Source organism: Pseudomonas sp. MWU12-2345, from assembly GCF_023242385.1.
GTDB lineage: Bacteria > Pseudomonadota > Gammaproteobacteria > Pseudomonadales > Pseudomonadaceae > Aquipseudomonas > Aquipseudomonas gingeri_D.
In genome coordinates, this window is sequence record NZ_JALLJA010000015.1 from 108311 (window position 1) to 133458 (window position 25148).

Annotated in this window: 19 protein-coding genes; 10 read left to right on the plus strand and 9 right to left on the minus strand. The window is 61.5% G+C overall.

Annotated elements, in window-relative coordinates; all coding sequences use genetic code 11:
• The first annotated feature begins 28 nt into the window (after window positions 1-28).
• The 4 genes from M5C71_RS25020 to M5C71_RS25035 are packed head-to-tail and all read left to right on the plus strand — an operon-like array spanning window position 29 to window position 5184.
• Window positions 29-1102: an ABC transporter substrate-binding protein gene (locus M5C71_RS25020; protein ID WP_248768951.1), complete on the plus strand. Its 1074-nt coding sequence runs from the start codon at window positions 29-31 to the stop codon at window positions 1100-1102.
• Window positions 1089-2087, plus strand: coding sequence for an ABC transporter permease subunit (locus M5C71_RS25025; protein ID WP_248768952.1), 999 nt, complete (start codon window positions 1089-1091; stop codon window positions 2085-2087). The genes M5C71_RS25020 and M5C71_RS25025 overlap by 14 nt, the downstream gene beginning before the upstream one ends.
• Entirely contained in the window at window positions 2081-2875 is a 795-nt protein-coding gene (locus M5C71_RS25030; RefSeq protein WP_248768953.1) for an ABC transporter ATP-binding protein, read from the plus strand. Before M5C71_RS25025 ends, M5C71_RS25030 begins: the two co-directional genes overlap by 7 nt.
• Window positions 2876-2910: 35 nt before the next feature.
• The gene (locus M5C71_RS25035) at window positions 2911-5184 is read left to right on the plus strand and encodes a molybdopterin guanine dinucleotide-containing S/N-oxide reductase (RefSeq protein WP_248768954.1); all 2274 of its coding nucleotides are present in this window, start codon (window positions 2911-2913) and stop codon (window positions 5182-5184) included.
• A gap of 2 nt (window positions 5185-5186) precedes the next feature.
• Here the strand turns inward: M5C71_RS25035 and M5C71_RS25040 are convergent, their stop codons facing one another.
• The 8 genes from M5C71_RS25040 to M5C71_RS25075 all read right to left on the minus strand — a co-directional run bounded on the left by M5C71_RS25040 (window position 5187) and on the right by M5C71_RS25075 (window position 15571).
• A complete protein-coding gene (locus tag M5C71_RS25040) occupies window positions 5187-7319 on the minus strand; it encodes a TonB-dependent receptor (protein WP_248768955.1) in 2133 nt (710 codons plus the stop codon).
• A gap of 414 nt (window positions 7320-7733) precedes the next feature.
• Window positions 7734-8693, minus strand: coding sequence for a D-isomer specific 2-hydroxyacid dehydrogenase family protein (locus tag M5C71_RS25045; protein WP_248768956.1), 960 nt, complete (start codon window positions 8691-8693; stop codon window positions 7734-7736).
• Complete coding sequence (locus M5C71_RS25050) at window positions 8690-9877, minus strand: acyl-CoA dehydrogenase family protein (protein ID WP_248768957.1); 1188 nt, start codon at window positions 9875-9877, stop codon at window positions 8690-8692. The genes M5C71_RS25045 and M5C71_RS25050 overlap by 4 nt, the downstream gene beginning before the upstream one ends.
• Window positions 9878-9904: 27 nt before the next feature.
• Window positions 9905-10909, minus strand: coding sequence for an ABC transporter substrate-binding protein (locus M5C71_RS25055; RefSeq protein ID WP_103498426.1), 1005 nt, complete (start codon window positions 10907-10909; stop codon window positions 9905-9907).
• Between the two features lie 2 nt (window positions 10910-10911).
• Window positions 10912-12258: an LLM class flavin-dependent oxidoreductase gene (locus M5C71_RS25060; RefSeq protein WP_152740770.1), complete on the minus strand. Its 1347-nt coding sequence runs from the start codon at window positions 12256-12258 to the stop codon at window positions 10912-10914.
• 28 nt (window positions 12259-12286) lie between these two features.
• Window positions 12287-13255 (minus strand): ABC transporter substrate-binding protein, encoded by a 969-nt coding sequence (locus M5C71_RS25065; protein ID WP_248768958.1) that lies wholly within the window; start codon window positions 13253-13255, stop codon window positions 12287-12289.
• 127 nt (window positions 13256-13382) lie between these two features.
• Entirely contained in the window at window positions 13383-14966 is a 1584-nt protein-coding gene (locus M5C71_RS25070) for a rhodanese homology domain-containing protein (protein WP_248768959.1), read from the minus strand.
• On the minus strand, window positions 14963-15571 hold the full coding sequence (locus M5C71_RS25075) for a cysteine dioxygenase (protein WP_103498422.1): 609 nt from the start codon (window positions 15569-15571) through the stop codon (window positions 14963-14965). The genes M5C71_RS25070 and M5C71_RS25075 overlap by 4 nt, the downstream gene beginning before the upstream one ends.
• A gap of 219 nt (window positions 15572-15790) precedes the next feature.
• Here M5C71_RS25075 and M5C71_RS25080 point away from each other — a divergent pair, with 219 nt between their 5' ends.
• Window positions 15791-16696 carry a LysR family transcriptional regulator gene (locus M5C71_RS25080; RefSeq protein WP_103498421.1) on the plus strand — a complete coding sequence of 302 codons (906 nt, stop codon included), beginning with the start codon at window positions 15791-15793 and terminating at the stop codon, window positions 16694-16696.
• A gap of 120 nt (window positions 16697-16816) precedes the next feature.
• Complete coding sequence (locus M5C71_RS25085) at window positions 16817-17611, plus strand: class II aldolase/adducin family protein (protein ID WP_177098658.1); 795 nt, start codon at window positions 16817-16819, stop codon at window positions 17609-17611.
• A gap of 110 nt (window positions 17612-17721) precedes the next feature.
• On the opposite strand, the gene M5C71_RS25090 is transcribed toward M5C71_RS25085, so the two are convergent.
• Window positions 17722-18810 carry an LLM class flavin-dependent oxidoreductase gene (locus M5C71_RS25090; RefSeq protein ID WP_103498419.1) on the minus strand — a complete coding sequence of 363 codons (1089 nt, stop codon included), beginning with the start codon at window positions 18808-18810 and terminating at the stop codon, window positions 17722-17724.
• 331 nt (window positions 18811-19141) lie between these two features.
• On the opposite strand from M5C71_RS25090, the gene M5C71_RS25095 reads away from it, so the two are divergent.
• From M5C71_RS25095 to M5C71_RS25110, 4 genes are all read left to right on the plus strand, one after another.
• Entirely contained in the window at window positions 19142-20014 is an 873-nt protein-coding gene (locus M5C71_RS25095) for an ABC transporter permease (RefSeq protein ID WP_248768960.1), read from the plus strand.
• A gap of 1 nt (window position 20015) precedes the next feature.
• Window positions 20016-20789 (plus strand): ABC transporter ATP-binding protein, encoded by a 774-nt coding sequence (locus tag M5C71_RS25100; RefSeq protein ID WP_248768961.1) that lies wholly within the window; start codon window positions 20016-20018, stop codon window positions 20787-20789.
• Window positions 20782-21798: an ABC transporter substrate-binding protein gene (locus M5C71_RS25105; protein WP_248768962.1), complete on the plus strand. Its 1017-nt coding sequence runs from the start codon at window positions 20782-20784 to the stop codon at window positions 21796-21798. Before M5C71_RS25100 ends, M5C71_RS25105 begins: the two co-directional genes overlap by 8 nt.
• 383 nt (window positions 21799-22181) lie before the next feature.
• Window positions 22182-25112: an EAL domain-containing protein gene (locus M5C71_RS25110; RefSeq protein WP_103498415.1), complete on the plus strand. Its 2931-nt coding sequence runs from the start codon at window positions 22182-22184 to the stop codon at window positions 25110-25112.
• The last annotated feature ends 36 nt before the right edge of the window (window positions 25113-25148 follow it).

The window sequence follows — 25148 nt, forward strand, 5'->3', positions numbered from 1 at the left end:
CTCCTCCATTAACCAAAGGGATATTTGAATGGCCGTTTCCGAACGATTGACCCGTCGTCATTTACTGGGCCTGGCCAGCGTTGTCCTGGCGAGCCCGCTGCTGATGTCGTTGCCGCGCGCGAGTCGGGCTGCCGACGAACACGCTGGACACGCTGTCGATACCGCAGCCGAGCCCGCGGGTACCGGTGATTTCATCCGCCTGGACACCCCCCGGGCACTAAAGCTGGCGGTCAATCTGAATGCGGTATGCCTGGCGCCGGTGGTCATCGCTCACGGACAGGGCTTTTTCAAGAAGCACAACCTCGATGTCGAGTTGGTCAACTTTGGCAACTCCACCGAAGTACTGCTTGAAGCCATCGCCACGGGTAAGGCGGATGCCGGCGTCGGCATGGCGTTGCGCTGGCTCAAGGCGCTGGAGCAGGGCTTTGACGTCAAACTCACCGCGGGTACTCACGGGGGGTGCCTGCGTTTGCTCAGCGCGGTCAATGGCGACATGCATACGATCGAGGACCTCAAAGGCAAAACCATTGGCGTCACCGACATGGCCAGCCCGGACCGCAATTTCTTCTCGATCCTGCTGAAAAAACACGGCATCGATCCGGTGCGCGATGTGCAGTGGCAGCTGTACCCGGCGGATCTGCTGGGCACGGCGCTGGAGCGTGGCGAAGTGCAGGCGGTCAGCGGCAGTGACCCGTTCATGTACCGTCTGATCAATACCGGCAAAGCCCGGGAACTGTCCACCAACCTGGTCGAAGAATACGCCAACCTCAGTTGTTGCGTCGTTGGCGTTACCGGCAAGCTGGTGCGTGAAGAAAAGCGCGTGGCGGCGGCCCTGACCCAGGCGATTCTTGAAGCTCACGATTACTCGGTAAAAAATCCCCGGGCCGTGGCCAAAGGCTTCCAGGCCTACGCGCTGAATACCTCCGTCGAAGAGGTGGAGGCGATTCTGCACGACCATACCCATGGTCATCATGCTGTTGGGGAGTTGCTGACAACAGAAATCACCACCTACGTCAGCGACTTGAAAACCGTGGAAGTCATTAGCCAGGGGACCGACGCCCGAGGGTTCGCCAAGGAGATCACCGCCGATGTCTTCAGATGAAACGACAACGCTGAGCGGGTCGTCGGCGCGGCGGCGCTTCAAGGTCTGGCGCCAGGGAGCGATGGCGGTGGCGGCATGGGTGGCGGTTGCGCTGCTGGTCAGCTATTGGCCCAACGCCACGCGCCTGTGGCCGATGACCCAGGGGTTGGCGAATCTGTGCCTGGCGGTGGCGGCCCTGATCGGTTTGCTGGGCATCGTCGGTCATTGGTCGGTAAAGGTTGCCGCGCGCGTTCGGGCTGCGGGAGCCTGGTTGATTATGTTGCCGATTCTGTTGGGGATCTGGGAGCTGCTGACGGCCAAGTCGGGTCTGCTGCCGGTGCCATTCTTCGCACCGCCGCAAGCCCTGCTCTCGGTGTACGTCGAAGACTGGCCGCGCCTGACCGACAGTCTGCTGCATTCGGCGCTGTTGCTGGGGAGCGGAGTCGCGCTGGGCGCTGCGAGCGGTTTTGTGGCCGGGGTGGCCATCGGTTGGTCGAGTCATATCGGCTACTGGCTGCATCCGGTCTTGCGCATTCTCGGGCCTGTTCCTTCGACGGCGTTGTTGCCACTGTGCTTCTTTTTGTTTCCCTCCAGTTGGAGTGCCAGTGTGTTTCTTATCGCCCTGGCCACCTGGTTTCCAGTGACGGTGCTGACGTGGTCGGGCGTTGCCAGCGTCGATAAAGCCTATTACGACGTGGCACGGACCTTGGGTGCGAAGCCGGGCTTTCTGATTTTCAAAGTGGCGATCCCGGCGGCCTTGCCCCACGTGTTCGTTGGATTGTTCATGGGGCTGGGCGCTTCATTCTCGACCCTGGTGGTCGCGGAAATGATGGGCGTCAAATCCGGCATCGGCTGGTACTTGCAATGGGCTCAGGGTTGGGCCGCCTACGCCAATATGTACGCGGCGCTGTTGGTCATGGCACTGGCCTGCTCGGGCTTGATCTCCGCGCTGTTCCTGATCCGCGACCGGTTGTTGGCCTGGCAGAAAGGAGCGATGAAATGGTAACGCCGGCACCGGCAATAACGGTTTCTGCTCCAGCAGGGTTAGCCCTGAACATTGACAACCTGAGTCATGGTTTTGCCCTGGACGGCCAGCACTTGCCGGTACTGAAGCGGGTTTCCCTGCAGGTGGCGCCCGGCGAGTTTGTCGCCTTGCTCGGCCCTTCGGGCTGCGGCAAGTCCACGTTGTTACGGCTGGTGGCTGGGCTGGAGTCGGCCAACTCGGGTACTTTGCTGGCCGATGGTGTGCCTATTACCGGCCCGGATCCCAGTCGGGTTGTAGTGTTCCAGGACCCGACGCTGTACCCGTGGCGACGAGTATGGGAGAACGTCTCCCTTGGTCTGCAAGCCCAGGGCATCCTTAAAACCCATTTCGCCAAGGTCGATGTCGCACTGGAAAAAGTCGGCCTCAGTCAGTTCGCCCGGGCTTATCCCCGGCAGTTATCCGGCGGCATGGCCCAGCGTGTCGCATTGGCCCGGGCGCTGGTCAACGAGCCGCGCCTGCTGATTCTGGACGAGCCGTTGGGCAAGCTGGATTCGTTGACCCGCATCATCATGCAAAAAGAACTGATCGACTTGTGGCAGCGCCAGGGCTACTCCGCACTGCTGGTCACCCACGATGTCGAAGAAGCCTTGCTATTGGCCAATCGAGTGATCGTCTTCAGTGACCGACCGGGAACGATCAAGGCACAACTGACCATCGAGCGGCCTTATCCGCGGCATCGCGACGATCCTTACCTGGTGGACCTGCGCCGCCAGATTATGGGCTTGCTCGGGTTGGGCGAGAGTTGGTAGTCGGTATCTGAAAAGGTTCGGGAGTTCATCGCACCATGGGGCTTACTTCAATGCATTGGGGGGCGTACCACCCGCAGGTGGTCGACGGAAAACTGGAGGCGATGGTGCCGGTGGCGTGGGACCCGGATCCGTCGCCCATCGGAGCCTCAATTCCCGAAGCCATGACTTCGCCGACACGGATCATGCGGCCTGCCGTGCGTCGCAGTTATCTCGCTGACCCCGGCGCTCATCCAGAGCTGCGGGGTCAGGAGCCTTTCGTCGAAGTGTCGTGGGATATCGCGTTGGCGCTGGTTGCCGGGGAACTGAAGAGAGTCAAAGCCGAGCTCGGCAACCAGGCGATTTTTGGTGGTAGTTATGGTTGGGGCAGCGCCGGGCGCTTCCATCACGCGCAGAGTCAGTTACACCGTTTTCTCAATCTGTTCGGCGGCTATGTGTTCAGCATGGACAGCTACAGCCTGGGGGCCGGGCGGGTATTGATGCCGCACATCGTCGGCAATATGGATTGGCTGCTGGCGGCGCACACGTCATGGAAGAACCTGGCGCAACACTGCGAATTGTTCGTCGCTTTCGGTGGCCTGCCGGCGAAAAACGCCCAGACCAGCCCGGGGGGGGCCAGCGAGCATCTATTGACCCGCGCACTGGAGGCGATGTCCGAGGCCGGTGTGCAGTTCGTCAATGTCAGTCCCTTGCGCGACGATCTGACTGGGCCGACAAACAATCAATGGCTGCCGGTTCGCCCCGGTAGCGATACCGCGCTGATGATGGCGTTGTCCTACGTACTGGTCAGCGAAGGTTTGCACAACGAGCACTTCATCCGGCGCTACACCGTGGGCTACGCGCGATTTCGCGAGTATCTGCTCGGCCATGTCGACGGCCAGCCCAAAGACCCGCAGTGGGCGCAGGCACTGACAGATATTCCGGCGCAGCAGATCATCGAACTGGCACGACACATGGCCAGTAAACGCACCATGATCAATATTGCTTATTCCCTGCAACGTTCGGTGCACGGCGAGCAACCGTTCTGGATGACGGTAACCCTGGCAGCGCTGCTCGGGCAGATCGGCCTGCCAGGAGGTGGTTTCGGACTGGGCTATGGCTGTATGAATAACACGGGTAGCGGGCGCAAGGCCTTTTCCGGGCCGCGATTTTCCCAAGGGGTCAATCCAGTCAAGGATTTCATTCCGGTAGCGCGGGTGACAGACATGCTGCTCAACCCGGGCGCGCCCTTTGATTACAACGGCAAGACCTTGCATTACCCGGATATCCGCCTGGTCTATTGGGCGGGCGGTAACATCTTCCACCATCACCAGGATCTCAACCGGTTGCTGGTCGCCTGGAGGCGGCCGGAAACCATCGTCGTTCATGAACAGTTCTGGACCGCCCAGGCCAAGTACGCGGATATCGTGTTACCGGCCACCACGGTACTGGAGCGCAACGATATTGGCAGCTCCGCATCGGACCGCTTCATGATCGCGATGCAGCAGGCTATCGAACCCGTGGGCGAATCCCGGGATGACTATTCGATCCTGGCGGATATCGCCGAACTCCTGGGATTCGGCGAAACCTTTACCGAGGGTCGCGATGCCGAGGCGTGGCTACGTTTTACCTATGACGAATCCCGCGGCAGGGCGCGGGAACAGGGGATTGAGCTGCCGGACTACGACCGGTTCTGGCAAGACGGGCTGTTTGAAATCGCCTACCCCGAGACCGATACGGTATTGCTCAAATCCTTCCGCGAAGACCCGGACGCAAACCCGCTGCCGACGCCTTCGGGGCGGATCGAAATCTTTTCCGAACGCATTGCCAGCTTCGGCTACGCCGATTGCCCCGGTCATCCTGTGTGGTTGGACAAGCCGTTGGCGCAGTTCCCGTTGCAGCTGTTGTCGAACCAACCGAAAACCCGCCTGCACAGTCAATACGATCACGGCACCTACAGCCGGTCTTCGAAAATCCGGCAGCGTGAGCCGTTGACCCTGAATATTGCCGATGCGTGCGCTCGGGGCATTGTCGATGGTGACGTGGTCAAGGTGTTCAACGAGCGCGGCGCTTTTCTGGCCGGGGTGATTGTCTCGGATGGAATCCGCCCGGGTGTCGTGCAGATTGCCACTGGGGCTTGGTTCGACCCGTTGGTGAAGGGTGAGCCAAACAGTCTGGATAAACATGGCAACCCGAACATGATCACGGCCGATGTCGGCTCTTCGAGCCTGTCGCAGGGTTGCTCGGCGCAAACTGCCTCGGTGGAGGTCCGGAAGTGGGATCAGGCGTTGCCGCCTGTATCGGCTTTCGAACCACCGTCGATGATTGGATGAGATCAGAGATCGTAGCGCACCGACAACAACAGGGTTCGCGGATCGTTGATCGAGTAGTAGCGGGCGCCACTGGACGGCACATAACCGACCGCTTGCGGATAGGCCCGGTCCAGCAGGTTCTTCACCGACAGCGTGGTGGTCCAGTGACCGTCGCCGCTGACATAGTTGGTGTGGGCGTTCCAGAAGGTTTGTGTCGGGATTTCCTGGATATCATCGTTCAGCGCATTGGCGTAGGACTTGGTCTGGAATTGCGCGTCGGTGCCGGCCTGCAAGGTGCCGGGCAGCCCGATCGGGATGGTGTAGTTGAGGCCGACGCTGGCGTTCCAGCGTGGCGAGTACACCAACTGCTTGCCGTCGGCATTGACGCCGGCGCCGCCGGCATTTGCGAAGTCGTCATACTTGCTTTGCAGATAGCCGAGGTTGGCGGTCAGTTGCAGGTCGCTGGTCAGTGCAGTCAGGGTTTCCAGCTCGACGCCGTAGGTGTGGGCCCGACCGACATTGGTCCGTAGGCTCACGCCCAGCGCCGGGTCGTAGGCGTTGGTCTGCAGGTCCTTGTAGTCGTTGTAGAACAGGGCGACGTTGGCCCGCAGGCGTTGGTCGAAGAAGTCACCTTTGAAGCCGGTTTCCCAGGTGGTGACGTCTTCCGGGGAGAAGGCCTGTTCGGCGGCGGCCAGGGTCGGCGCGCGGTTGTCATAGCCACCGGCTTTGAAACCTTTGGCGACGTAGGCGTACTGATTCAGATGCGCTGTCCAGGCGTATTCGACGCCGAGTTTCGGACTGGTGGATTGCCAGGACTTGCTCGCGTCGGCGGTGAAGTTGATGCCGGTGATCTGCCGGTTGGTGTTGACGATGTAGTTGGTGTAGTCGAAGTTCTTGTGCTCGCGGGTAAAGCGTAGCCCGGCGATCAGCGACAGCTGGGGCGTGATTTTGTAACTGCCCTGGCCATACAGCGCGTAGCTTTCGGTGGTAGTTGTGCTGTATTGCCCCTGGCCGATCACTTGGTTGCGCGCAATCGAGTAGGTCAAGCTGTCGCGCTCGGCGTCGAACTTTTCGCGGTACAGGTACAGGCCGGTGCTGAAACTGAAATCGTCGTAGTTGCCGTTGAGCTGGAACTCCTGGGTGGCGTAGTCCTGCTTGTAGGTGATCAGGCTGTTCTGAATCAGTGCTGCCTGTCCCGAGTTGTCATAGTCCACAGGCTGGTTGAACGCGGAATAGGCGGTCACCGATTTGAAGTTCAAGTGGTCATCGATCGCATAGATTGCGCGCAGTACCGAACTGCCCTGATCGAGGCGGTTCTTTGGGTCGAGGCTGCTGTAACTCTTGAATTTGTCGAAGTGGCCGTTGGCATCAAAAGGGGTGTAGCTGGTGGTGTCGCCACGGTCGAAGGTGCCGGCCAGGGTCAGTTGCACGTCCCACGGCGAATCGATGGGATTGAAGCGCAGCTTGCCGCGGTAGGACTGTATATCGATGTTGTTCACGTCCTTGCCACGGGTGGGGTCGGAGACGGTGCCGTCCCGGCTCAGGCGAATCGCCGAAAAACTGCCGAATAATGCGTTGTCCACCAGCGGACCACTGATCAGCAGGCGGGCGTTCTGCGCGTCGTAGTTGCCGGCGCCGAGTTCGAAGAAACCCCGGGTTTCCTGGGTCGGGTCGCGGGTGATCACCCGGATGGCCCCGGCGCTGCTGTTGCGCCCATACAGCGTACCTTGAGGGCCGCGCAAAACTTCGACGCGCTCGACGTCGTTGAAGTCGAGCATCGAGGAAATCGCCCGTGGGATATACAGGTCATCGGCGTAGACCGCGACGGCGGACTCCTGGATCGGATCGGTCTCGCCGATGCCGCGAATGCCGTAGGTCTGCGCGCTATAGGAGATCGACTGGCGGCTCAAGGTCAGGTTCGGCACTTGCCCGGAGAGGTCGCGGATACTTTTGATCTGCTTGTCTTCAAGGGCTTTTTCGTCGAACGCGGAGATCGCCAGCGGGGTCTTTTGCAAGTCCTCGGCGTGGTGTTCGGCCGTGACCGTGACAACGGGGAGGGCTCCCTCCTTGGTGTCTTCGTCGGCGTGGGCCGACAATCCGAACAGAGCCAACGATATGGCCAGCGTCAGACGGTTTGAAGTGAAGGTGTCGTGCATGGTGAACCCCTGGTGTGTAGAAGTGACGTTGGTGTCGTTATGTTTTTTTGGGCAAAGCGTTGCCGGGGCCATGATCCGAAAGCCATGGCAGCGGCGGTTTGAGTCGGTTTCAGGTTTGGCTGTGGCGGTTGACCGTGGAGTGGTGTCGGCCGGAAAAGCGTGCAGTTCCGTGGGCCTCCACCTGGTCAGGGGTCGGTGATGGTTGTAACAGTATTTGTATAGTAAGCGGCTGTAAAAGTCCGATTAGTTATAAGTTAATTATAAAAAACGGGCATTAAGTTTGTAATTTAGATGCGTAACTCTGATGTTGTTGTGGGGCAATCAAAACGCAATCGCGGGCAAGCCACGCTCCCACAGGGGATGGATAACCCGTGGAAACGCGACTTGCCCGCGATGACAAACGATGGGGAGTGCCTAGTACCCGCGCTGCACGTTCGCCAGGTTCTCTGGTGTCAGGCCGTTGAGGACGCGCTCGAGATTGGCGAGGAAACTGTCGGCAATTTCGTGACCACTGTTGCTGGAAATCGCCGACGTATGGGGTGACATACGAACCCGTGGATGGGCATAGAACGGATGTCCGTCCGGCAGCGGTTCGGGCTCGGTGACGTCCAGCGAGGCGAGGCCGATCGTTCCGTTCTCCAGTGCTTCAAGCAACGCTCCCTGGTCAAGCAGGCCACCACGCGCGATGTTGATCAGATGCAGGCCGGGCCTGGCGCTGGCGAGCACGGCAGTGTTGACGATATGCCGGGTCGCGCCGGTCAGGGGGGCGGCCAGCACCAGGTGATCGGCGCGGGCAAACAGGTCATGGATATCCCGCGCGGCCTCGACACCTTCCACCTCGAAGGGCGTCTGGCTCTGACGCAACGCCAGCACCTTGATGCCCAGGGCGTGGGCCTTGGCCGCGAGGCTGCTACCGATGGCACCAAAGCCGAGAATCCCCAGGGTGGTGCCCTTGAGCGGTGTCAGCGCAGTGAAATTCCACTGTGAGTCATGCACCCAGATGTCCGGTAGACGCTTGGCGGCGGCGAAGATCGCGGCCAGGGCGAATTCGGCGATGTTCTCGGCGGCGCTGCCCCGTGACGTACTCACCGGTGGGCCGTCGAAGAACCATTTGGGGTAGAAGTCGATACCGGAAGACACCACCTGAATCCATTTCAACCCATAGGGCCAGCCCGGCGGTGGGGTGTCCGGCGCCAGGTAGCCGCGTACATTGATCGGCCGCGCCAGCAGGATACTGACCTCGGGTGCCAGGTCGCTGGGTACCCCGGCCGGGACGCCGATAAGGCGCACGCCAGGGTGCGCTTGGGCGAGGCGCTGGCGGACCACCTCGTTGAGGTCTTCATCCAATTGGCTGGCAATCACAAGCTGGCTCATGGGCGTTCCTTTGGCTGGCGCTGGGCGAAGACGGCTTTGCCGACACCTTGCAGCACGGCATCGTTCTGCGGCGTGTGAACGCGACTGCAGAGCACGTCGCGGTAATGCCGTTGCAAGGGGTTGTGGCGTGACAGGCCGGGATTGCCGGACGCCTCGATGGCCAGTTCGACGGCACGGATGGCGTTGCCGGTGACCAGGAATTTCAGTTGCGCGGCGTTGCTCGTGGGCGTGTGTCCCTCAGCCGCGGCATCGAGCAGGCTGCGGTTGGCGAACAGCAAGGTGTCGATATGCCCGACGGTCTCCTGGAAGCGCGGCAGGGTCGAGAGTGCCGCGCCGAGGTTGGAGGGCTTGCGTTGTTCCAGCCAGCCCACCAGCCAGTCCCGAGCCGCTTGGGCAACGGCGTCGTAGACCGATGAAAGCAGTACCGACATCCACAGGAAACCGTCGCCATCCAGCTCGGGTTGCGGTGCGCTCCAGGGGATGACGCTGACGGCGTGATCCAGCGGCACCAGGACATTGTCGAATACCACCTCGTGGCTGCAGGTGGCGCGCATGCCCAGATGCTCCCAATCCTCGATGATGCTGATGCCGGGCGTGTCCTTGTGCACCAGCCAGGCACCGACCAGCGGGTCTTCATCGTTGCTGCGGGCCCAGACGCTGAACCAGGTCAGACCGTGGCTGCCGGTGGAGTAGATCTTGCGCCCGCTGATCCGCCAGCCGGCAGAGGTGCGGCGCGCGATGGTCGCCGGCAGGCCGCCACGGGCTGGTGTACCGAGGTCCGGCTCGACGCGCAAGGCGTTGATCAGCGCCCCCTTGCTCACCGCGTCCTCGGCCACCTGCGTACGCAAGGCCGGAGGCCAGGTTTTGCTGTCCTGCAAACGGGTGTGTTGCAGGTACTGCATCACCAGGATCAAGGCGGTGGAGGGCTCGCCCTTGGCAATGGCGCTGATGGCCTTGCGCGCCTGGGCCAGGTTGGCGCCGCCACCGCCCAGGGCCTTGGGCACGGTCAGGGCCACCAGGCCGTGTTCGTGCAACAGCTTGAAATTGTCATGGGGGAAGGCGCCGCTTTCGTCGTAAAGATGAGCGGTGGCGGCCAACTGACTGCTGATGCGTTCCAGCAAGGCTTCGAAATTGGCCACTGCCACCGAGCGCAGCAGTGGCGTTTGTTGAGAGGAAAGGCTCATGGTCGGCTCACTCGATCAAAATAGTGTTTATATCGGCAGCAACTTGAACTGCCGATCCCACAACGGGCTGACATCCAACCGCTGGCTCAATACCCCGGCGCTGAAAAACAGATCCGCCACTTCCTGCTGCGAAGCGATGGCCTGTTCATTCACTTCGATCAGCTTGTAGGGCTGGCTGCGGCTGTTGTACATGTCGAGGAACACCGCTTTATCCACCCCCAGCAGTTGCGCCGATTTCACGGCCCAGGGCTCGGGGTTGTTGTTCATCCACTCCAGGGTGCGCGCTTCGCGCTGCAGGTAGTCCTGGATCGCCTGTTTGCGCAGAGGGTCCTCCAGGGCGGCGGGGCGGGCCGCGATCAGGTAGTTGCCCGAGAGGTAGCCCAGGGCGGTTTTCAGTACCCGGGCGCCACTGCGAAATTTCGCCAATTGGATAAACACGCCGTAGATCACCCAGGCGTCCAGCTGGCCGCTCTGGAACGCGCTGAAACCATCTTGTGGGGTGAGCGCCACGGCGGTGATGTCGTTCAAGGTCAGCCCTTGTTCCTTCAGGGCCTTGATCAAAAAGTAGTGGGACGTGGTGGAGCGCACATAGCCCACCCGCTTGCCCTTCAGTTGCTCGACGGATTCCAGTTTCGAGTCCTTGGGGATCAGGATCACCTGGTTGTTCACGTCGCCTTGAAGGACGGCGATCAGCTTGGGCTCGCGATGGCTCTGGATCGAGAAGATCGGCGGGATTTCACTCATGCCGCCGATGTCCAGGCTGCCTGAAGCCAAGGCCTCGACAATCAGGTTGCCGCCGGCAAATTCCGCATAGTCGACTTTGTAGGGGGTATCGGAGGTGCCGGCATCGTCGGTGAAATAGGAGTCCTGGCCACGGTAGCTGGCGACGGCGAGGGTCAGCTCCGAAAGTTTTGCCGTGGCCCCCAGCGCCCGTGGCACCAGGGTCGACAACCCCAGTGCGGCCAAGGCTACGGAGCTGGCGGTCAGGAAACCGCGACGATTGAGCTGTCCCTGGATGATCGTGTTCATCATGGTCAGGCCAGTGCCTCCTGTTGCGCTTCGGATTCAAGGGCGAGGCTATGGCGATTGGCCGGGACCTCCAGGCCGAGGTTGTCGCGCAGGGTGACGCCGCTGTATTCGCTGCGAAACAGACCACGTTGCTGCAACACGGGCACGACCTGCTCGGTGAAGGACTGCAAGCCATCCGGCAGTAGCGAGTTGATAATGAAACCGTCGGCCGCGCCCGCTTCGAACCAGGTCTGGATCGCGTCGGCGACCTGCTCCGGGGTGCCGACGAAATCACGCTTGGGGCGCGAAAAGCGCAGCGCCACTTCCCGCAACGTCAGGCCTTCGTCCCGGGCCAGCTGTTTGATGCGGTCAGAGCCGCCTTTCTGGCTGTTGGAGCCCAGGTCGCCCAGTTCGGGGAACGGCGCGTCCAGCGGATATTGGCTGAAATCATGATCGTTGAACGGCCGACCCAGGGCCACGATGGCATCCTCGACGGTCACCAGTTCCACGGCTTGTTGATAGCGGCTTTCCACCTCGGCTTCATCGCGGCCGACAATCGGCCGGATGCCCGGCAGGATCGACAGCTGATCGGCATCGCGGCCAAAACCACGGGCGCGCTTTTTCAGGTCCTGGGCATAGGCACGGGCTTCGTCGAAGTTCTCGGCGTGGACAAAAATCGCATCGGCATTCTCGGCGGCAAAGTTACGCCCGGCCTCGGAGGTGCCGGCCTGGAAAATCACCGGTTGACCCTGGCGGGAACGGGCGATGTTCAGCGGGCCCTTGACCGAGAAAAACTCACCCTTGTGTTCCAGGGCATGCAGCTTGCCGGGGGTGAAGAACTCGCCGCTTTGCTTGTTATAGGCGAAGGCGTCGTCCTCCCAGGAGTCCCACAGGCCCTTGACCACTTCCACGTGCTCCTTGGCGATGCGATAGCGCACGGCATGGGGCGGGTGCTCGGCCTTGCCGAAGTTGTCGGCGGTGCCGCTGAGCCAGGAGGTCACCACGTTCCAGCCGGCGCGGCCGCCACTGATATGGTCAAGGGAGGCAAACTGGCGCGCCACCTGGAAGGGTTCGGTGTAGCTGACGGTCACGGTCGCCACCAGGCCGATGTGCGATGTCAGCGCCGCCAGGGCCGAAAGGATGGTCAGCGGTTCGAAGCGGTTGAGGTAGTGGGGGCTGGATTTTTCATGGATATGCAGGCTGTCGGCAATGAACACGAAGTCGAACTTCGCGCCTTCCGCCAGTTGTGTCTGCTGCTTGTAGAAGCCGAAGTTGACACTGGCGTTGGGCTGGGCCTGCGGATGGCGCCATTCGCCCCAGCCATGGCCGACGCCATGGACCATCGCACCGAGTTTCAGTTGGCGTTTGCTCATGTTCTCACTCCTTTAGCGGGACGGCTGTTTATCGAGAAGCTTGGGTAAAGGGGGCACGCTGGGCGTTGAAGCTCTTGTCGAAGCCTTGGGAGACGTCGATGTGTCGGGTGAGAAGCCCTTCTTCCTGGTAGATGTCAGCGGTGGTTTGCAGGCCGCTGATCACCGCGTCGTCGATCTCCACCGGTTGCATATGGGTGGCCTTGGCGACGGCTATATGCACCGCCAGGGGCAGGCCGGTGACCTTGGCCAGGGCGGCGGCGTAGGCTTCGGGATGGGCATTGCTCCAGCGATAGGCGCGATCGACCCGGGCAACGAAGTCGTCCAGTTGCTGGCGCTTGCCAGCAATGGCCTGGCTGGTGGCCGCGAGGTACAAGTGGTTGGTCAGCAGGCTGTCACCACTGACCAGGACCTTGGCCTGGCTCTGGGTGGTGGCGATGGTGGTGTAGGGATCCCAGGTCGCCCAGGCGTCGGCGCTGCCGTTGTCCAGCAGCAGGCGCGACTCGCTGGGTAGCAGGTAGATGAATTGCACGTCCTGGGTGCTCAGGCCGACACTGCGCAGCGCCTTGATCGCCAGGAAGTGGCCGATGGAGCCGCGGGTGGTGACGATACGCTTGCCCTTGAGATCAGCGGCAGTGTTCAGCGGCGAATCCTTCAGCGTGAGCATGGCCGTGGTGTAGCGCCCCTCGGCGTGGATGATGCTCACCACCTTCAGCGGCGCACCGGCACCGAGGGCGAAGACATAGGGTGCATCGCCCAAGGCGCCGATATCCACGGCACCGGCATTCAGTGCTTCACCCAGCGGGGCGGCGGCGGGGAACTCGGAAAACTGGATCTCGTAGGGCACGTCGGCCAGTTCGCCGGAGACCTCCAGCAGCACTTTGATCGTCGACTTTTGATTGGCCACCAACAGCGGTTGCAGGTCGGCGGCGTGGCTCGCCGCGCCGAACGCGAGGGCGCAGGCGAGCAGCAGGTGCTTGAACGGTTGGGTAAAGCGCATGACAGCGTGCTCCAGGCGAAGCTTGATGTTTCGTGTCACCTCCGCCTGGAGAAAGGGGTCGGGCTGAATTCAATGTGTGGTATGGCAAACGGCGCTGCCCGGCATGCGGTGCAGAAGCCTGGAGGGCTCAGATCACGAAAAAGCCATGGGTGCCGTCGCGGGCCAGTTGCTCCACCAGGCCGAACTCCCAGTCCAGGTAGGCCTGCATGGCTTCCCTTGGGTTGTCGGTGCCTTCATAGGGGCGGCGATAGCGGTCGATGCGCGGCGAGGCGAGGTGACTCTCGCCTTCTTCCAGCGGCAGTTGTGCGGCAATCCAGCTGGCGGTGCCGTCTTGCAGCAGGAACACCTGCTTGCCGGTCAGGGCCTCGACTTCGGCCACCGCCAGGCGTGCCAGTTGGCTGCTGCCACAGGTCAGCACATAGCGTTGCGTCGCCGGCACCTTGGCCAGGGCTTGCGGCAATTGCCCGCGCAGGGCCCACCAGGCGCCGGGGATGTGGCGTTTGACGTAGTTGGCGCTGCTGGTGAAGTCGAGTACGGCGGTGTCGCCGTGGGTCAACCACTCGGCCAGGGTCTGCGGGCTGATGACTTCGGCCTGCCGAGGTGCCGGGACCGGTGCCTGCCACGGGCCTTGCTCGCTGAAATGAGCCGGTTGCAGGTCATCCAGTACATGCACTTCCCAACCCAGTTGGGCGAGCCAGGAGGCGGACATATTGGCCCTTACACCGTCGTCATCGGCCAGCACCAGGCGCGCACCGCGCACGCTGGCGACATGGTCGGTTTCCTGCACCAGTTGGCCGCCCGGCGTCGAGCGGGCGCCGGGCAGGTGACCGGCTTCGTATTCTTCCGGGGTGCGTACGTCGAACAGGTAGGTGGTGCGCGCCGTTTGCTGCTGCCAGCCTTGCAGGTCGGCCAGGGTGGCGCGGCCCACGTGGGCCTTGTCGGCAACGCGGCGAGCTTCCTGGGCGGCGACCTGGCGATGTTCTTCCGAGGTGGGGGCGAAGCGTCGCGACTGACCGTGCTGCAGCGTCTGGCCGGCGAGGGTCCAGCCGATGGTGCCGTTGCGCAGGGCGAATACCCGATTGGCGATGCCGGCATTGATCAGCGACTGGGTGCCGATGATGCTGCGGGTGCGCCCGGCGCAGTTGACGATTATATGGGTGGCCGGATCCGGCGCCAGCTCGCGGGCGCGTAACACCAGCTCGGCGCCGGGGACGCTGATGCCAGTGGGAATACTCATAGTCTGGTACTCATCAAAACGCCGGGCATCGAGCACCACCACATCGGCCTCGCTGTCGAGCAGCGCCTGGACTTCTTCCGCCGCCAGGGACGGGGTGTGGCGGCGGCTTTCCACCAGCTCGCCGAAGGCCTTGCTGGGCACGTTGACGTCGATAAACAGCTCGCCACCGGCGCGGCGCCAACCATCAAGACCGCCCGCCAGCAGGCTGACCCGGGTATAGCCGAGCGCCTGCAAGCGTTCGGCGGCGATGTTCGCCAGGCCTTCGCCGTTGTCGTAGACCGTCACCTGGGTATCGCGGCGGGGGATGCGCGAGTAAACCTCCAGCTCCAGTTTGGACAGCGGGATATTGGCGGCGAACAGAGGGTGGGATTCGGCGAAAGGTGCTTCCTCGCGTACATCGACGAGGGCGACTTCTTCATGGTCCAACAGGGCCTGGCGAATCTGGGCGAAGGTGCGGTTCGATACAGTGCTCATTGGGCAGGGCTCTCTTTGGACAAATCCCAGATGTTCGGGAGAAAGGCGTTGGAATAACCGGAAATAAACAGTTTCTCGCTGCCGTCGGGCTGATACACCGCACGGCGCACGGCACCGATATTGGCGCCGTAGACATGGATGCTGATGGACACCTGGTCAGCAAAGGCATTGCTGACTTGATGGATGTCACCGATCTTCGGCGAGACGGCCTCGACCTGGCCCGGTTCCAGCCGGATCGGTTTGCCCTCGGCGCTCAACGTGCCGTCGGTGTTGCGTTCGAACCCTTGGGAATACTCGGCGCCGCGCAGCATGCCGATCAGCCCCCACACCCGATGATCATGAATCGGCGTGCTTTGTCCCGGTCCCCACACAAAGCTGACGATGCTGAAACGCTGCCGAGAATCGGCATGCAGCAGAAATTGCTGATAGCGCTCGGGGCTGGGCTGGGCAAATTCGTCCGGCAGCCAGTCATCATGGCTGACCAGTTGCGCCAACAGCTTGCCGCCGCGGTGCAGCAGATCGCCTTCGCGAGGGTTGCCGTCGATCAATTCCGCCAGGGCGCCTATAAATGCTCTGAGTCTCTCCGGGTGTCGGGCCTGGGTCATGGCAGTTCCATCGTGGGTGGTTCGTGGTGATGGGTTATCTAAGCATAATGTTTATAGTTAATATGCTATTTTTTAATGATTAGGTTATAGCTGAAAGTAATTTAGAACCGGTTTGAATAGCGTTAGGCGTTATCGATAGGGCGGGTGGGCTATCCAGGCGGCGTTTATGTAACTATGCTTTTCACACATCTTAATGACTGTTCTCTATGTGCGGCCCAAATGAAAATTGACGATATCGATGCCTTTGTCGAAGTGATTCGTTGCCAGTCCATCAGCCATGCCGCCGAGTCGTTGCAACTGACCCAGCCGGCGATCACCCGCCGCGTGCAGAACTTCGAGCAGGCGCTCGGAGTGGAGTTGTTCGACCGTAACACCAAGCCTCTCAAGCCTACGCTGATCGGAACCCGGGTGTATGAACAGTGCCGTCTGATCCTGCGGGAGATGGATGCATTGCGCGAGTTGGTGGCCACCGATGCACCGCCCACCGGGTTGTTGCGCCTGGGTGTGCCGCAAACCATCGGTGACGTGGTGCTGCTGGACGCCCTCAAGCACCTGCGCACCGAATACCCCGATCTGCGCGCCCAGGTGGCCACGGGCTGGGGCAGCCAGTTGGTCGGCAAGATCGAGCGCGGTGAACTGGACGCGGCGGCGGCGCTGTTTCCGGCGGGCAAGATCTTCCCGGACAACATCATCGGTGAATCCATCGGTAAGATGGAGCTGGTGGTGGTGTGCGCCAAGGCCCAGTTGCCCAAGCGCCCGTGCAAGCTGGCGGATGTCTACCAGAACGGCTGGATTCTCAATCCCGATGGCTGCGGCTTCCGGGCCGGGCTGCAACGCACCCTGTCGGACCAGGGCCTGGCCTTGCGGGTCAACCTGGAAACCTTCGGTACCGAGTTGCAGTTGGGCTTGGTGGCTGACGGCCTGGGGCTGGGCCTGGTGCCGCGGCCGTTGCTGGAACGCAGCGTCCATCGCGAGCAACTGGCGGTCATGCCCCTCAAGGATTTCAAGCCGGTGATGGACCTGTGGCTGATCTACCCGCACTTCCTCGGCAACCTGCAAGGGCCGGTGGATGCCTTTGGCAAACGGGTGGCGGCGTCGTTGCACAAAGTCAGAAACGCCGCATGATTGCGCTGCTGGATATGAAAAAAAATAATAATTAGCTTAGATTAAAATGTGCTTTTTATTATTTTTTCCCATCCCATAGGCTTGCCTGGAAGTCCTTAAGGCCATCCAGGAAGTTTTGCCATGAGCAGCGTCAGTCCGTTATCCAGCGTTTCGAACAATGTCCGACTGCGGGTCACTGCAGAAGAGTGGGAGGTCCGTGTCAAGCTGGCTGCGGCCTATCGGCTGGCGGCCTTGTACAAGTGGACCGATCACATCTACACCCATTTCTCTGCCCGGGTGCCGGGACCCGAGGAGCATTTCCTGATCAATGCCTTCGGCCTGCTGTTCGATGAAATCAGCGCCTCCAACCTGGTCAAGGTCGACATCGATGGCACCCTCGTCGATGACCCGACCGGGCTGGGCATCAACTACGCCGGTTATGTGATCCACAGCGCCATCCATGCTGCCCGTCCTGACCTGCAAGCGGTGTTGCACACCCATACCCGCGACGGCATTGCGGTGTCGGCACAGAAGGGTGGGTTGTTGCCGATTTCCCAACACTCCATCGGCTTTTCCGGGCGGGTGGCTTACCACGGCTATGAGGGCGTGGCCCTGGACCTGGATGAGCGTGAGCGCCTGGTGGCGGACCTGGGGGACAAGAGCGTGATGATCCTGCGCAACCATGGCTTGTTGACGGCGGGGATCAGTGTCGAGCATGCGTTCCAGCAACTGCAGGGCCTGGAGCGGGCGTGCAATATTCAGATCGCGGCGCAGGCGGCGGGGAATGCCGAACTGATTTTTCCGCCGGCCGAGGTGGTGGCCAAGGTTGAGAAGCAGGCCGAGGTGTTCAAGAGCGGGGAAGGGCCGGGGGTGGCGCGGCATTGGAATGCGTTGATTCGGCAACTGGAACGTACCGATACCGACTACAAGCATTGATCGGTCATGGGTGAGTTGATGCCCACCCTTCCCGAGAGGGAAAGGTGGGTTTTGCAAGGGGATCAACCCGAGTACAAAAGGTCGAACCCGACGCTTTCAAAAAGGCCGCTCTATGCGACCTTTTCAGCCGCTTGCCGCTCGCGTTCCGCCACCAACTGGCGGGTCAGGGGGATCAGGCGCTTGCCATAGTCAATGGCATCATTGAGAGGGTCGAAGCCGCGAATCAGGAAGGTGGTGATACCGAGGTCGTAATAGTCGAGCAGGGCCTCTGCCACTTGTTCCGCCGTGCCCACCAGTGACGTCGAATTACCCTGTGCCCCCAGCAGTCCGGCAATCCCGGTCCACAAGCGTTTATCCAGCCTCGAACCCTGGGCCGCCGCCGCCAGCAGGCGACGAGACCCTTCGTTCGGTGGTTCGCGCCGGACAAAACCGTTCTGCTCGGCCAGGGCGGTAGCCTGTTGCAGGATCTGCTCCGCACGTTGCCATGCCAGCTCCTCGGTCTCGGCCAGGATCGGCCGCAACGACAAACTGAAGCGAATCGTCCGTCCGTGTTTGGCGGCTTCAGCCCGTACCCGGGCCACCACTTCCCGCACTTGCTCGTAGGTTTCCCCCCACAGCGCATACACGTCCGCATGCTTGCCGGCCACGGCGATCGCCGCTGCTGAAGAACCACCAAAGTACAGCGGGATATGCGGCTGTTGCGGCGACTTCACCGTCGAATACGCGCCCTCGACCTGGTAGTAGGTACCTTCATGGGCAAAGGGTTTCTCGCTGGTCCATTCCTGGCGCACCACGCTCAGGTATTCATCCGTGCGGGCGTAGCGTTCGTCCTTGTCGATATGGCTGCCGTCGGCCCGCAGTTCGCGATCGTCGCCACCAGTGATGATGTGAACGGCGGTGCGCCCGCCGTTGAACACGTCCAGGGTGGCGAACTGTCGAGCGGCCAGGGTCGGCTGGGCAAAACCGGGCCGATGGGCAATCAGGAACTGCAGTTTTTTGGTCACGCTGGCCGCGTGGGAGGCGATGAGCGTGCTGTCCGGGCTGTTGGAGTGGAAGGCTACCAGGGCACGGTCGAAGCCGGCCGCTTCGTGGGCGCGAGCGACGGTTTCCACGTAGTCGGGTTGCAAGGTCGGGCCACTGCGGGGATGGATCTCCGAAGCGTGGTGGCCGCCGATGTAGCCGATAAATTCAATGCTCATGCTCAGTTCCTTGTGGGTAGGGGCGCTCTGTAGGGGTCGAAAGTAGGGGGGCGGGGGCGGGGCTGTAAAATGCCGTTTTGTTCTAAGTTAATTATTAATTTATAGAATTTTAAGAAATGCTATTTATCAGAAATGTGCATTTTGTTGGTCGAGGTCGGCGTGGGCGGCGAGGCTGGCTTGATTATGCAAATAATTTATTGTTTTGATTTTATGTCTTATTTTTAATCATATTAGGTTATTCCCAAAAAGAATTTCACTGAGGTTTTTTATGCGACTAGCATGAAGCTGCAACGGCGCTCCTGGCCGTGTTTTTTGTGAGGACGGAAGCCCGATGAATGAAAAACCCCTGAATGCCAGCTCGTTTTCCGTCGACAAGGCGGCTCGCTTCCAGGGCGAGCCTGAAGGTGTGTCACGACTGGTGCCCCTCTGGTTGCGCAACTGGCGCACCCCTGAGGTGTTATTGCGGTTGGTCAGCCCGATCGTATTGCTGCTGGTATGGGAGTTGGCCTCCGAGCTGGGGCTGATCCCGCAACGGATCATCGCCGCGCCGTCGCAGATCGGCGGTACCTTGTGGGCGATGATCGTTTCCGGCGAGTTGGGCAAGCACCTGCTGGTATCCCTGCAACGGGCGCTGCTGGGGCTGGGCATTGGTGTCAGCATCGGCGTGGTGGCGGCGCTGATCACCGGCCTGTCCAAGCGTGGCGAGGTGATCCTCGATTCGCCGATGCAGATGCTGCGCACCATTCCCTCCCTGGCCCTGGTGCCGTTGTTCATCCTCTGGTTCGGCATCGGCGAGTTCACCAAGATCGCGCTGATCGTCACCGGCACCACCTTCCCGGTCTACCTCAACCTGTTTTCCGGTATCCGCAACATCGACCCCAAGTTGATCGAGGCCGCCAACACCCTGGGGCTCAATCGCCGCGAGTTGATCTGGCATGTGATCCTGCCGGGTTCGTTGCCTTCTTTTTTTGTCGGCCTGCGCTACTCCCTGGGGATTTCCTGGCTGGCCCTGGTGTTCGTCGAGCAAATCAACACCACTGCCGGTATCGGTTTCCTGGCCAGCGATGCGCGGGACTTCATGCGCACCGACGTGATTGTGATTTGCCTGCTGATCTACAGCGTCCTCGGCCTGCTGATCGATGGGCTGATCCGCACCCTGGAACGTTTCGCCCTGGCCTGGCGCCCATCTTTCGTGAGGAACTGACATGTCGAATATCGAATCCTTGGCGGCACCGGTACAGTTGCGCAATGTGGTGCGCCAGTTCGGCCAGCAACGGGTCATCGACGGCCTGGACCTGGACATTGCCCCCGGCGAGTTTGTCGCACTGCTGGGCGCCAGCGGCTCCGGCAAGACCACCTTGCTACGCAGCCTGGCCGGGCTGGACAGCATCGACAGCGGCCAGTTGCGCGTGCCCAAGGCCCGGGCGGCCGTGTTTCAGGAGCCGCGGCTGATGCCCTGGAAGCGAGCCTGGAAAAACGTGATCCTCGGACTGCGTGTTCCTGACGCCAAGGAGCGCGCGGTGCAGGCGTTGACGGAGGTAGGGCTGGCCCATCGACTGGACGCCTACCCGGCGACGCTCTCCGGTGGGGAGGCCCAGCGCGTGGCGTTGGCCCGTGGTCTGGTGCGCGAACCCAAGCTGCTGTTGCTGGATGAACCTTTCGCCGCGCTGGACGCCTTGACCCGGATCAAGATGCATCGGCTGATTATCGAACTGTGGCGCAAGCATACGCCGGCCGTGCTGCTGGTCACCCACGACGTTGACGAAGCGATTTTGCTGGCCGACCGCGTGATCGTCCTGGCCCATGGCAAGATTGCCGAGCAGCTGACCATCGATCTGCCTCGGGCGCGGGACACGGGTCAGGAAGGCTTCCAGGCGATCCGGGCACGCTTGCTGAGTCTTCTCGGGGTTGAAGTGGACGTCCCGGCGGCGGTGGGGCAAGCGGCTGCCAGTGGCTTGCGGCGGTTTGCCCATGGTTGAGTTGAGAGTGTTGATGCTGGTGGCGGCCGCGTTGTTGCTGGGGGGCTGTGATAAAACGGCCGAGGCCCCGAAAACCCATTCTGATTTATCGGGCGTGACCTTGATCCTGGGTGATCAGGCCAAGGGTTTGCGCACGGTGGTAGAAGCGGCCCACGCCCTGGAAGGCATCGACTACAAGGTTGAATGGGCCAACTTCCAGGGCGCCGCGCCGCTGTTCGAAGCCTTGCGCGCCGGCGCGGTGGACCTGGGCCCGGCCGGTGACACGCCGGTACTGGCCGCGGCCACGGGGGGCACGGCCTTGCGTATCGTTGCCGTACGCCGCAGCCAATCCCGGGGCATTGCGATCCTGGTGCCACCCGATTCACCGATTCACACCGTCGCGGACCTGAAAGGGCACAATGTGGTGGTCTCGTCCGCCCGTGGCAGTATTTCCCAGTACCTGCTGATTCGTGCCCTGGCCAATGCCGGAGTGGATGAGAAAGACGTCAAGGTCGGTTTTGTCCTGCCCACGGATGCGTTACCCGCCTTCAATGCCGGGAAGATCGAAGCCTGGGCCACCTTCGGCGTCTATCAGGCATTTGCCGAGCAGAAAGGCGCCAGGGTGCTGATCAGCGGGGAGGGGATCAATACCGGGCTGACCTTTATCACCGCGTCCGATGAAGTGCTTGCCGATCCCCTCAAGCGCAGGGCGTTGGGCGATGTGTTGCAGCGTTTCGCCAAGGCTTTTGAATGGGCGCGGAAAAATCCCGAGGAATACGCGCGGGTGTTTGCCAAGGCCAATGATATTCCCCTCGAGGTTTCTCAGTTGCTGCGCCGTTGGGGGGATGAGTCGTTGTTGCCGGTAGAGGCGAGGGATCTGCAGGCGTTGCAGCAGGTGGATGATCTTTTCGTCGAGAAGAAGATCTTTCCCCATCGGGTCGAGGTGGAGAAATTCACCGATGCGCAGGTGTTTTCGAATGAGTCGGTGGCGCTGAGTCGATCGACATCGACAGCCACAAATCCCAACTGATCGTTCTGAAGACGGACTCACGGGCGCCGATACAATCTGCGTCCGCGTCTAATGGAAGCGCTGGCCCGAGGCCTCGCCCTGGAGTTGGCGCCGATACGGGCCAACACGCTGTCACCCGGTCCGATCAATCCCCCCATTTTCACTGAAGCGCTGGGCGCCAGGCTGGTCTGAGCGGCCCAACCGGCCAGCTCTGAAAAAGCTCATGCCGGACGGTCATTCTCATAACGAACCAATAGAGGCAATATGCTATCTGCGTGGGGGCGCTTCAGCCACGGTTGGCACCCAAACGAATAAACGTCTGAAACAAGCGCTATAAGCTTTACTTGGAAGGCACATTGCTAGTAATCAGTGAGTGTCTTCAATTTTTGGCTCAGGGAGCGCTGATGAGTGTTCGTCCATTGACCGACTCCCCGCTGCAATCGAACGATTGCGATATTGTCGCTTCTCAACTAAAAGGGACCCCGGGCACGGTTGGCATGGCCTACGTTGGCAACGAGGACAGGATCGAAGACTTGCTGGACTCAGCGCGCAACTGGGCCCATACCACTGCCTGGGTGGTTTACCGCGCCGGAGAACAAATGCACCGGGTCGGGCAGGGCGACCCCTCGCTGCAGTGGCCCTCAAGCGTCGCCCATGAAGCGTTTGACGCCTTTTGCCTGACCCGCCAGTTGCACCGCTGGCCGACGGGCAGAGGCGAAAACGTGCTGGGCTGGCTGCTCGCACCCATCAAGGATGCCGCGGAACCGGCGCTCGCCGAGTTTGCCCAGCGCCTGGGCATTGAGGTACAGACCAATACCCTGGCCCGTGCGCAGGTCACTCAGCGTGTGTTGTATGAGATTACCTACCTGGCCAGTTCAACCCGCGACCGTTCGGTGTTTCTGGTGGGGGTTCACCAGTTGCTGGCCAGCCTGATCGACGCCGAGAACTTCTACCTCGCGCTGTATGACCCGCTCAGTGGCAAGATCGACTACCCGTACTACGTCGACATTATCGACGTGGATGCCCTTGAAGCCGAGAACTACGAATACCTTGACCCTGGGCACCTGTCCTTGACCGGCCAGGTGTTGACCACCGGCCAGCCACTGCTGATCGACTCCGCCGGCATTCTCGCGGCCCAGGCCGAGGGCCGTTTCCACTGCGTGGGTGATCGTCCCGAGTTCTGGATGGGCGCACCCTTGAAAAATGCCTCGGATGAAGTGTTTGGCATGCTGGCGATGCAGGTCTACGACGTGGCCCGTATCTACAGTGCCGAAGACCGCGCGCTGTTTCTGGTGGTGGCCCGCCACGTGGCCATGGCATTGGACCGGATCCTGCACCGGGCGGACCTGGAAGAGACGGTGATGCGTCGTACCCTGGAGCTGTCGGCACTCAACGATGCCCTGAGGCAGGAGGTGCTTGACCGCGAGCGCGCCGAACACCTGCAGAGCGCGTTGTTCCAGATAGCCGAACTGTCGAGCCAGCCGGGCGACATGGCCGAGTTGTTTCAAACCCTGCATGGCATCGTCGGCGAGTTGCTGTTCGCGCAGAACTTCTACATTGCGCTGTTCGACGACGCGACCGGCGAAGTGACCTTTCCTTACTATGTCGATGAGCGACTGACCACCCACCCGGTGGCCCGGCGCGGGCGCCGGGGCTTGACCGAGTACGTTATCCGCCAGCGTCGACCCTGCCTGATCGATGCCGGCGAGTCCGAGCGCTTGTCGGCGAGCGGCGAAACCGAAAGGGCCCATGAGTCTGTCCGTGCCTACTCCTGGCTGGGCATTCCCTTGTTCGATGGCGATGTGGTGCGGGGCGTGCTTGCCGTACAGAGCTACACCTCGCAGGTATGCTATACCCTGCGTGACCAGGAGTTACTGACGTTCGTGTCGCGACACATCGACACCGCGCTGTCGCGCCGCACGGCCGCCGAAGCGATCCACGCTGCCAACCTCATGCTCGAAGCCCGGGTGCAGAACCGCACCCGCGAACTCGATCATGCCAATGCCAAGCTGCAACACGAAAACTCCCACGATGCGCTGACCGGGCTAGCCAACCGCACCTACCTGCAACAGCGCCTCAACCAGGCCTGGTCACGGTTCGATAGCGAAGGCGGGCACCTGGCGGTGATGTTCATCGACCTCGACCGTTTCAAGATGGTCAATGACAGCCTCGGCCATCATTTCGGCGATCTGCTGCTGATGCAGGCCGCCGACCGTTTGCGCGGTTGCCTGCGTGACTCCGACATGCTGGCGCGCCTGGGCGGTGATGAGTTTTCGGTACTGGCTCCCGAGGCGCCGCTGGACAGGGTGATCGACATTGCCGAACGGATCCTGGTGGCGTTTGACCTGCCGTTTTTCATCAATGGCCATGAAGTCTTTTCGTCCTGCAGTATCGGTATTGTCAGCGCCGACAGCCAGTTCCATCAGGAGCCGGCCGACCTGCTGCGCGATGCCGATGCGGCGATGTACCGGGTCAAGAGCGCCGGGCGCGACAGCTACGCGGTGTTCAACCAGGAAGTGCGCCGCGAAGTCTCGGACCAGGTCGAGCGTGAAGGGGCCTTGCGCAACGCCCTCAAGCGCACGGATGAACTGCTGCCGTATTTCCAGCCGATTGTCAGTGTCGAAAGCGGTGAGCTGCTGGCCCTTGAAGCGCTAGTCCGCTGGCATCAGCCGGGCGGGCGGGTGGTCGCGCCGGGCGAGTTTCTGCCGGACTTCGAGGGATTGCGCCTGATCGGTCGACTGGACCTGTACATGCTGAGCAGCATTGCCGTGATCCTCGCCCAGCCCCAGCACGCCCACTGGCCACCGGTGCACGTCAATTGCTCGAGCTACAGCATGACGCGCCCGGACTTCGCCAGCGATGTGCTTGCACTGCTGGCGCGGCACCAGGTCTCGCCGTCGCGGATCTGCCTGGAACTGACCGAAGGTGCCCTGGTGGCGGAGCCGGCGCTGGCTCGACGCACCATGCAACAGCTGGCCGACAACGGCATGTCGGTGGTGCTCGATGACTTCGGTGCGGGCTTTTCATCCCTGAGCTACGTGCATCAATACCGTTTCAGCGGCTTGAAGATCGACAAGTCGTTCATCCTCGAACTGACCAGCAGTGCCCGCAGTCGCGCGATTGTCCGGGCGATTGTGCGAATGGCCGAATCCCTGGACCTGAGCGTGGTGGCCGAAGGGGTCGAAGACGCCGAGACGCTCGAATTGCTGCGTGAAATGGGGGCGGGACAGGCCCAAGGTTACTATTTTGCCAAACCGATGGGGTTGCAGGCGTTGATGGGGTGTTTTTCTGGCAGCGGATCGGTTCTTGGCTGGAGCGGCAGCGCAGACGCGTAACCCCCAAGCTTTTCCCGCCACCCTTTACCCATTCTT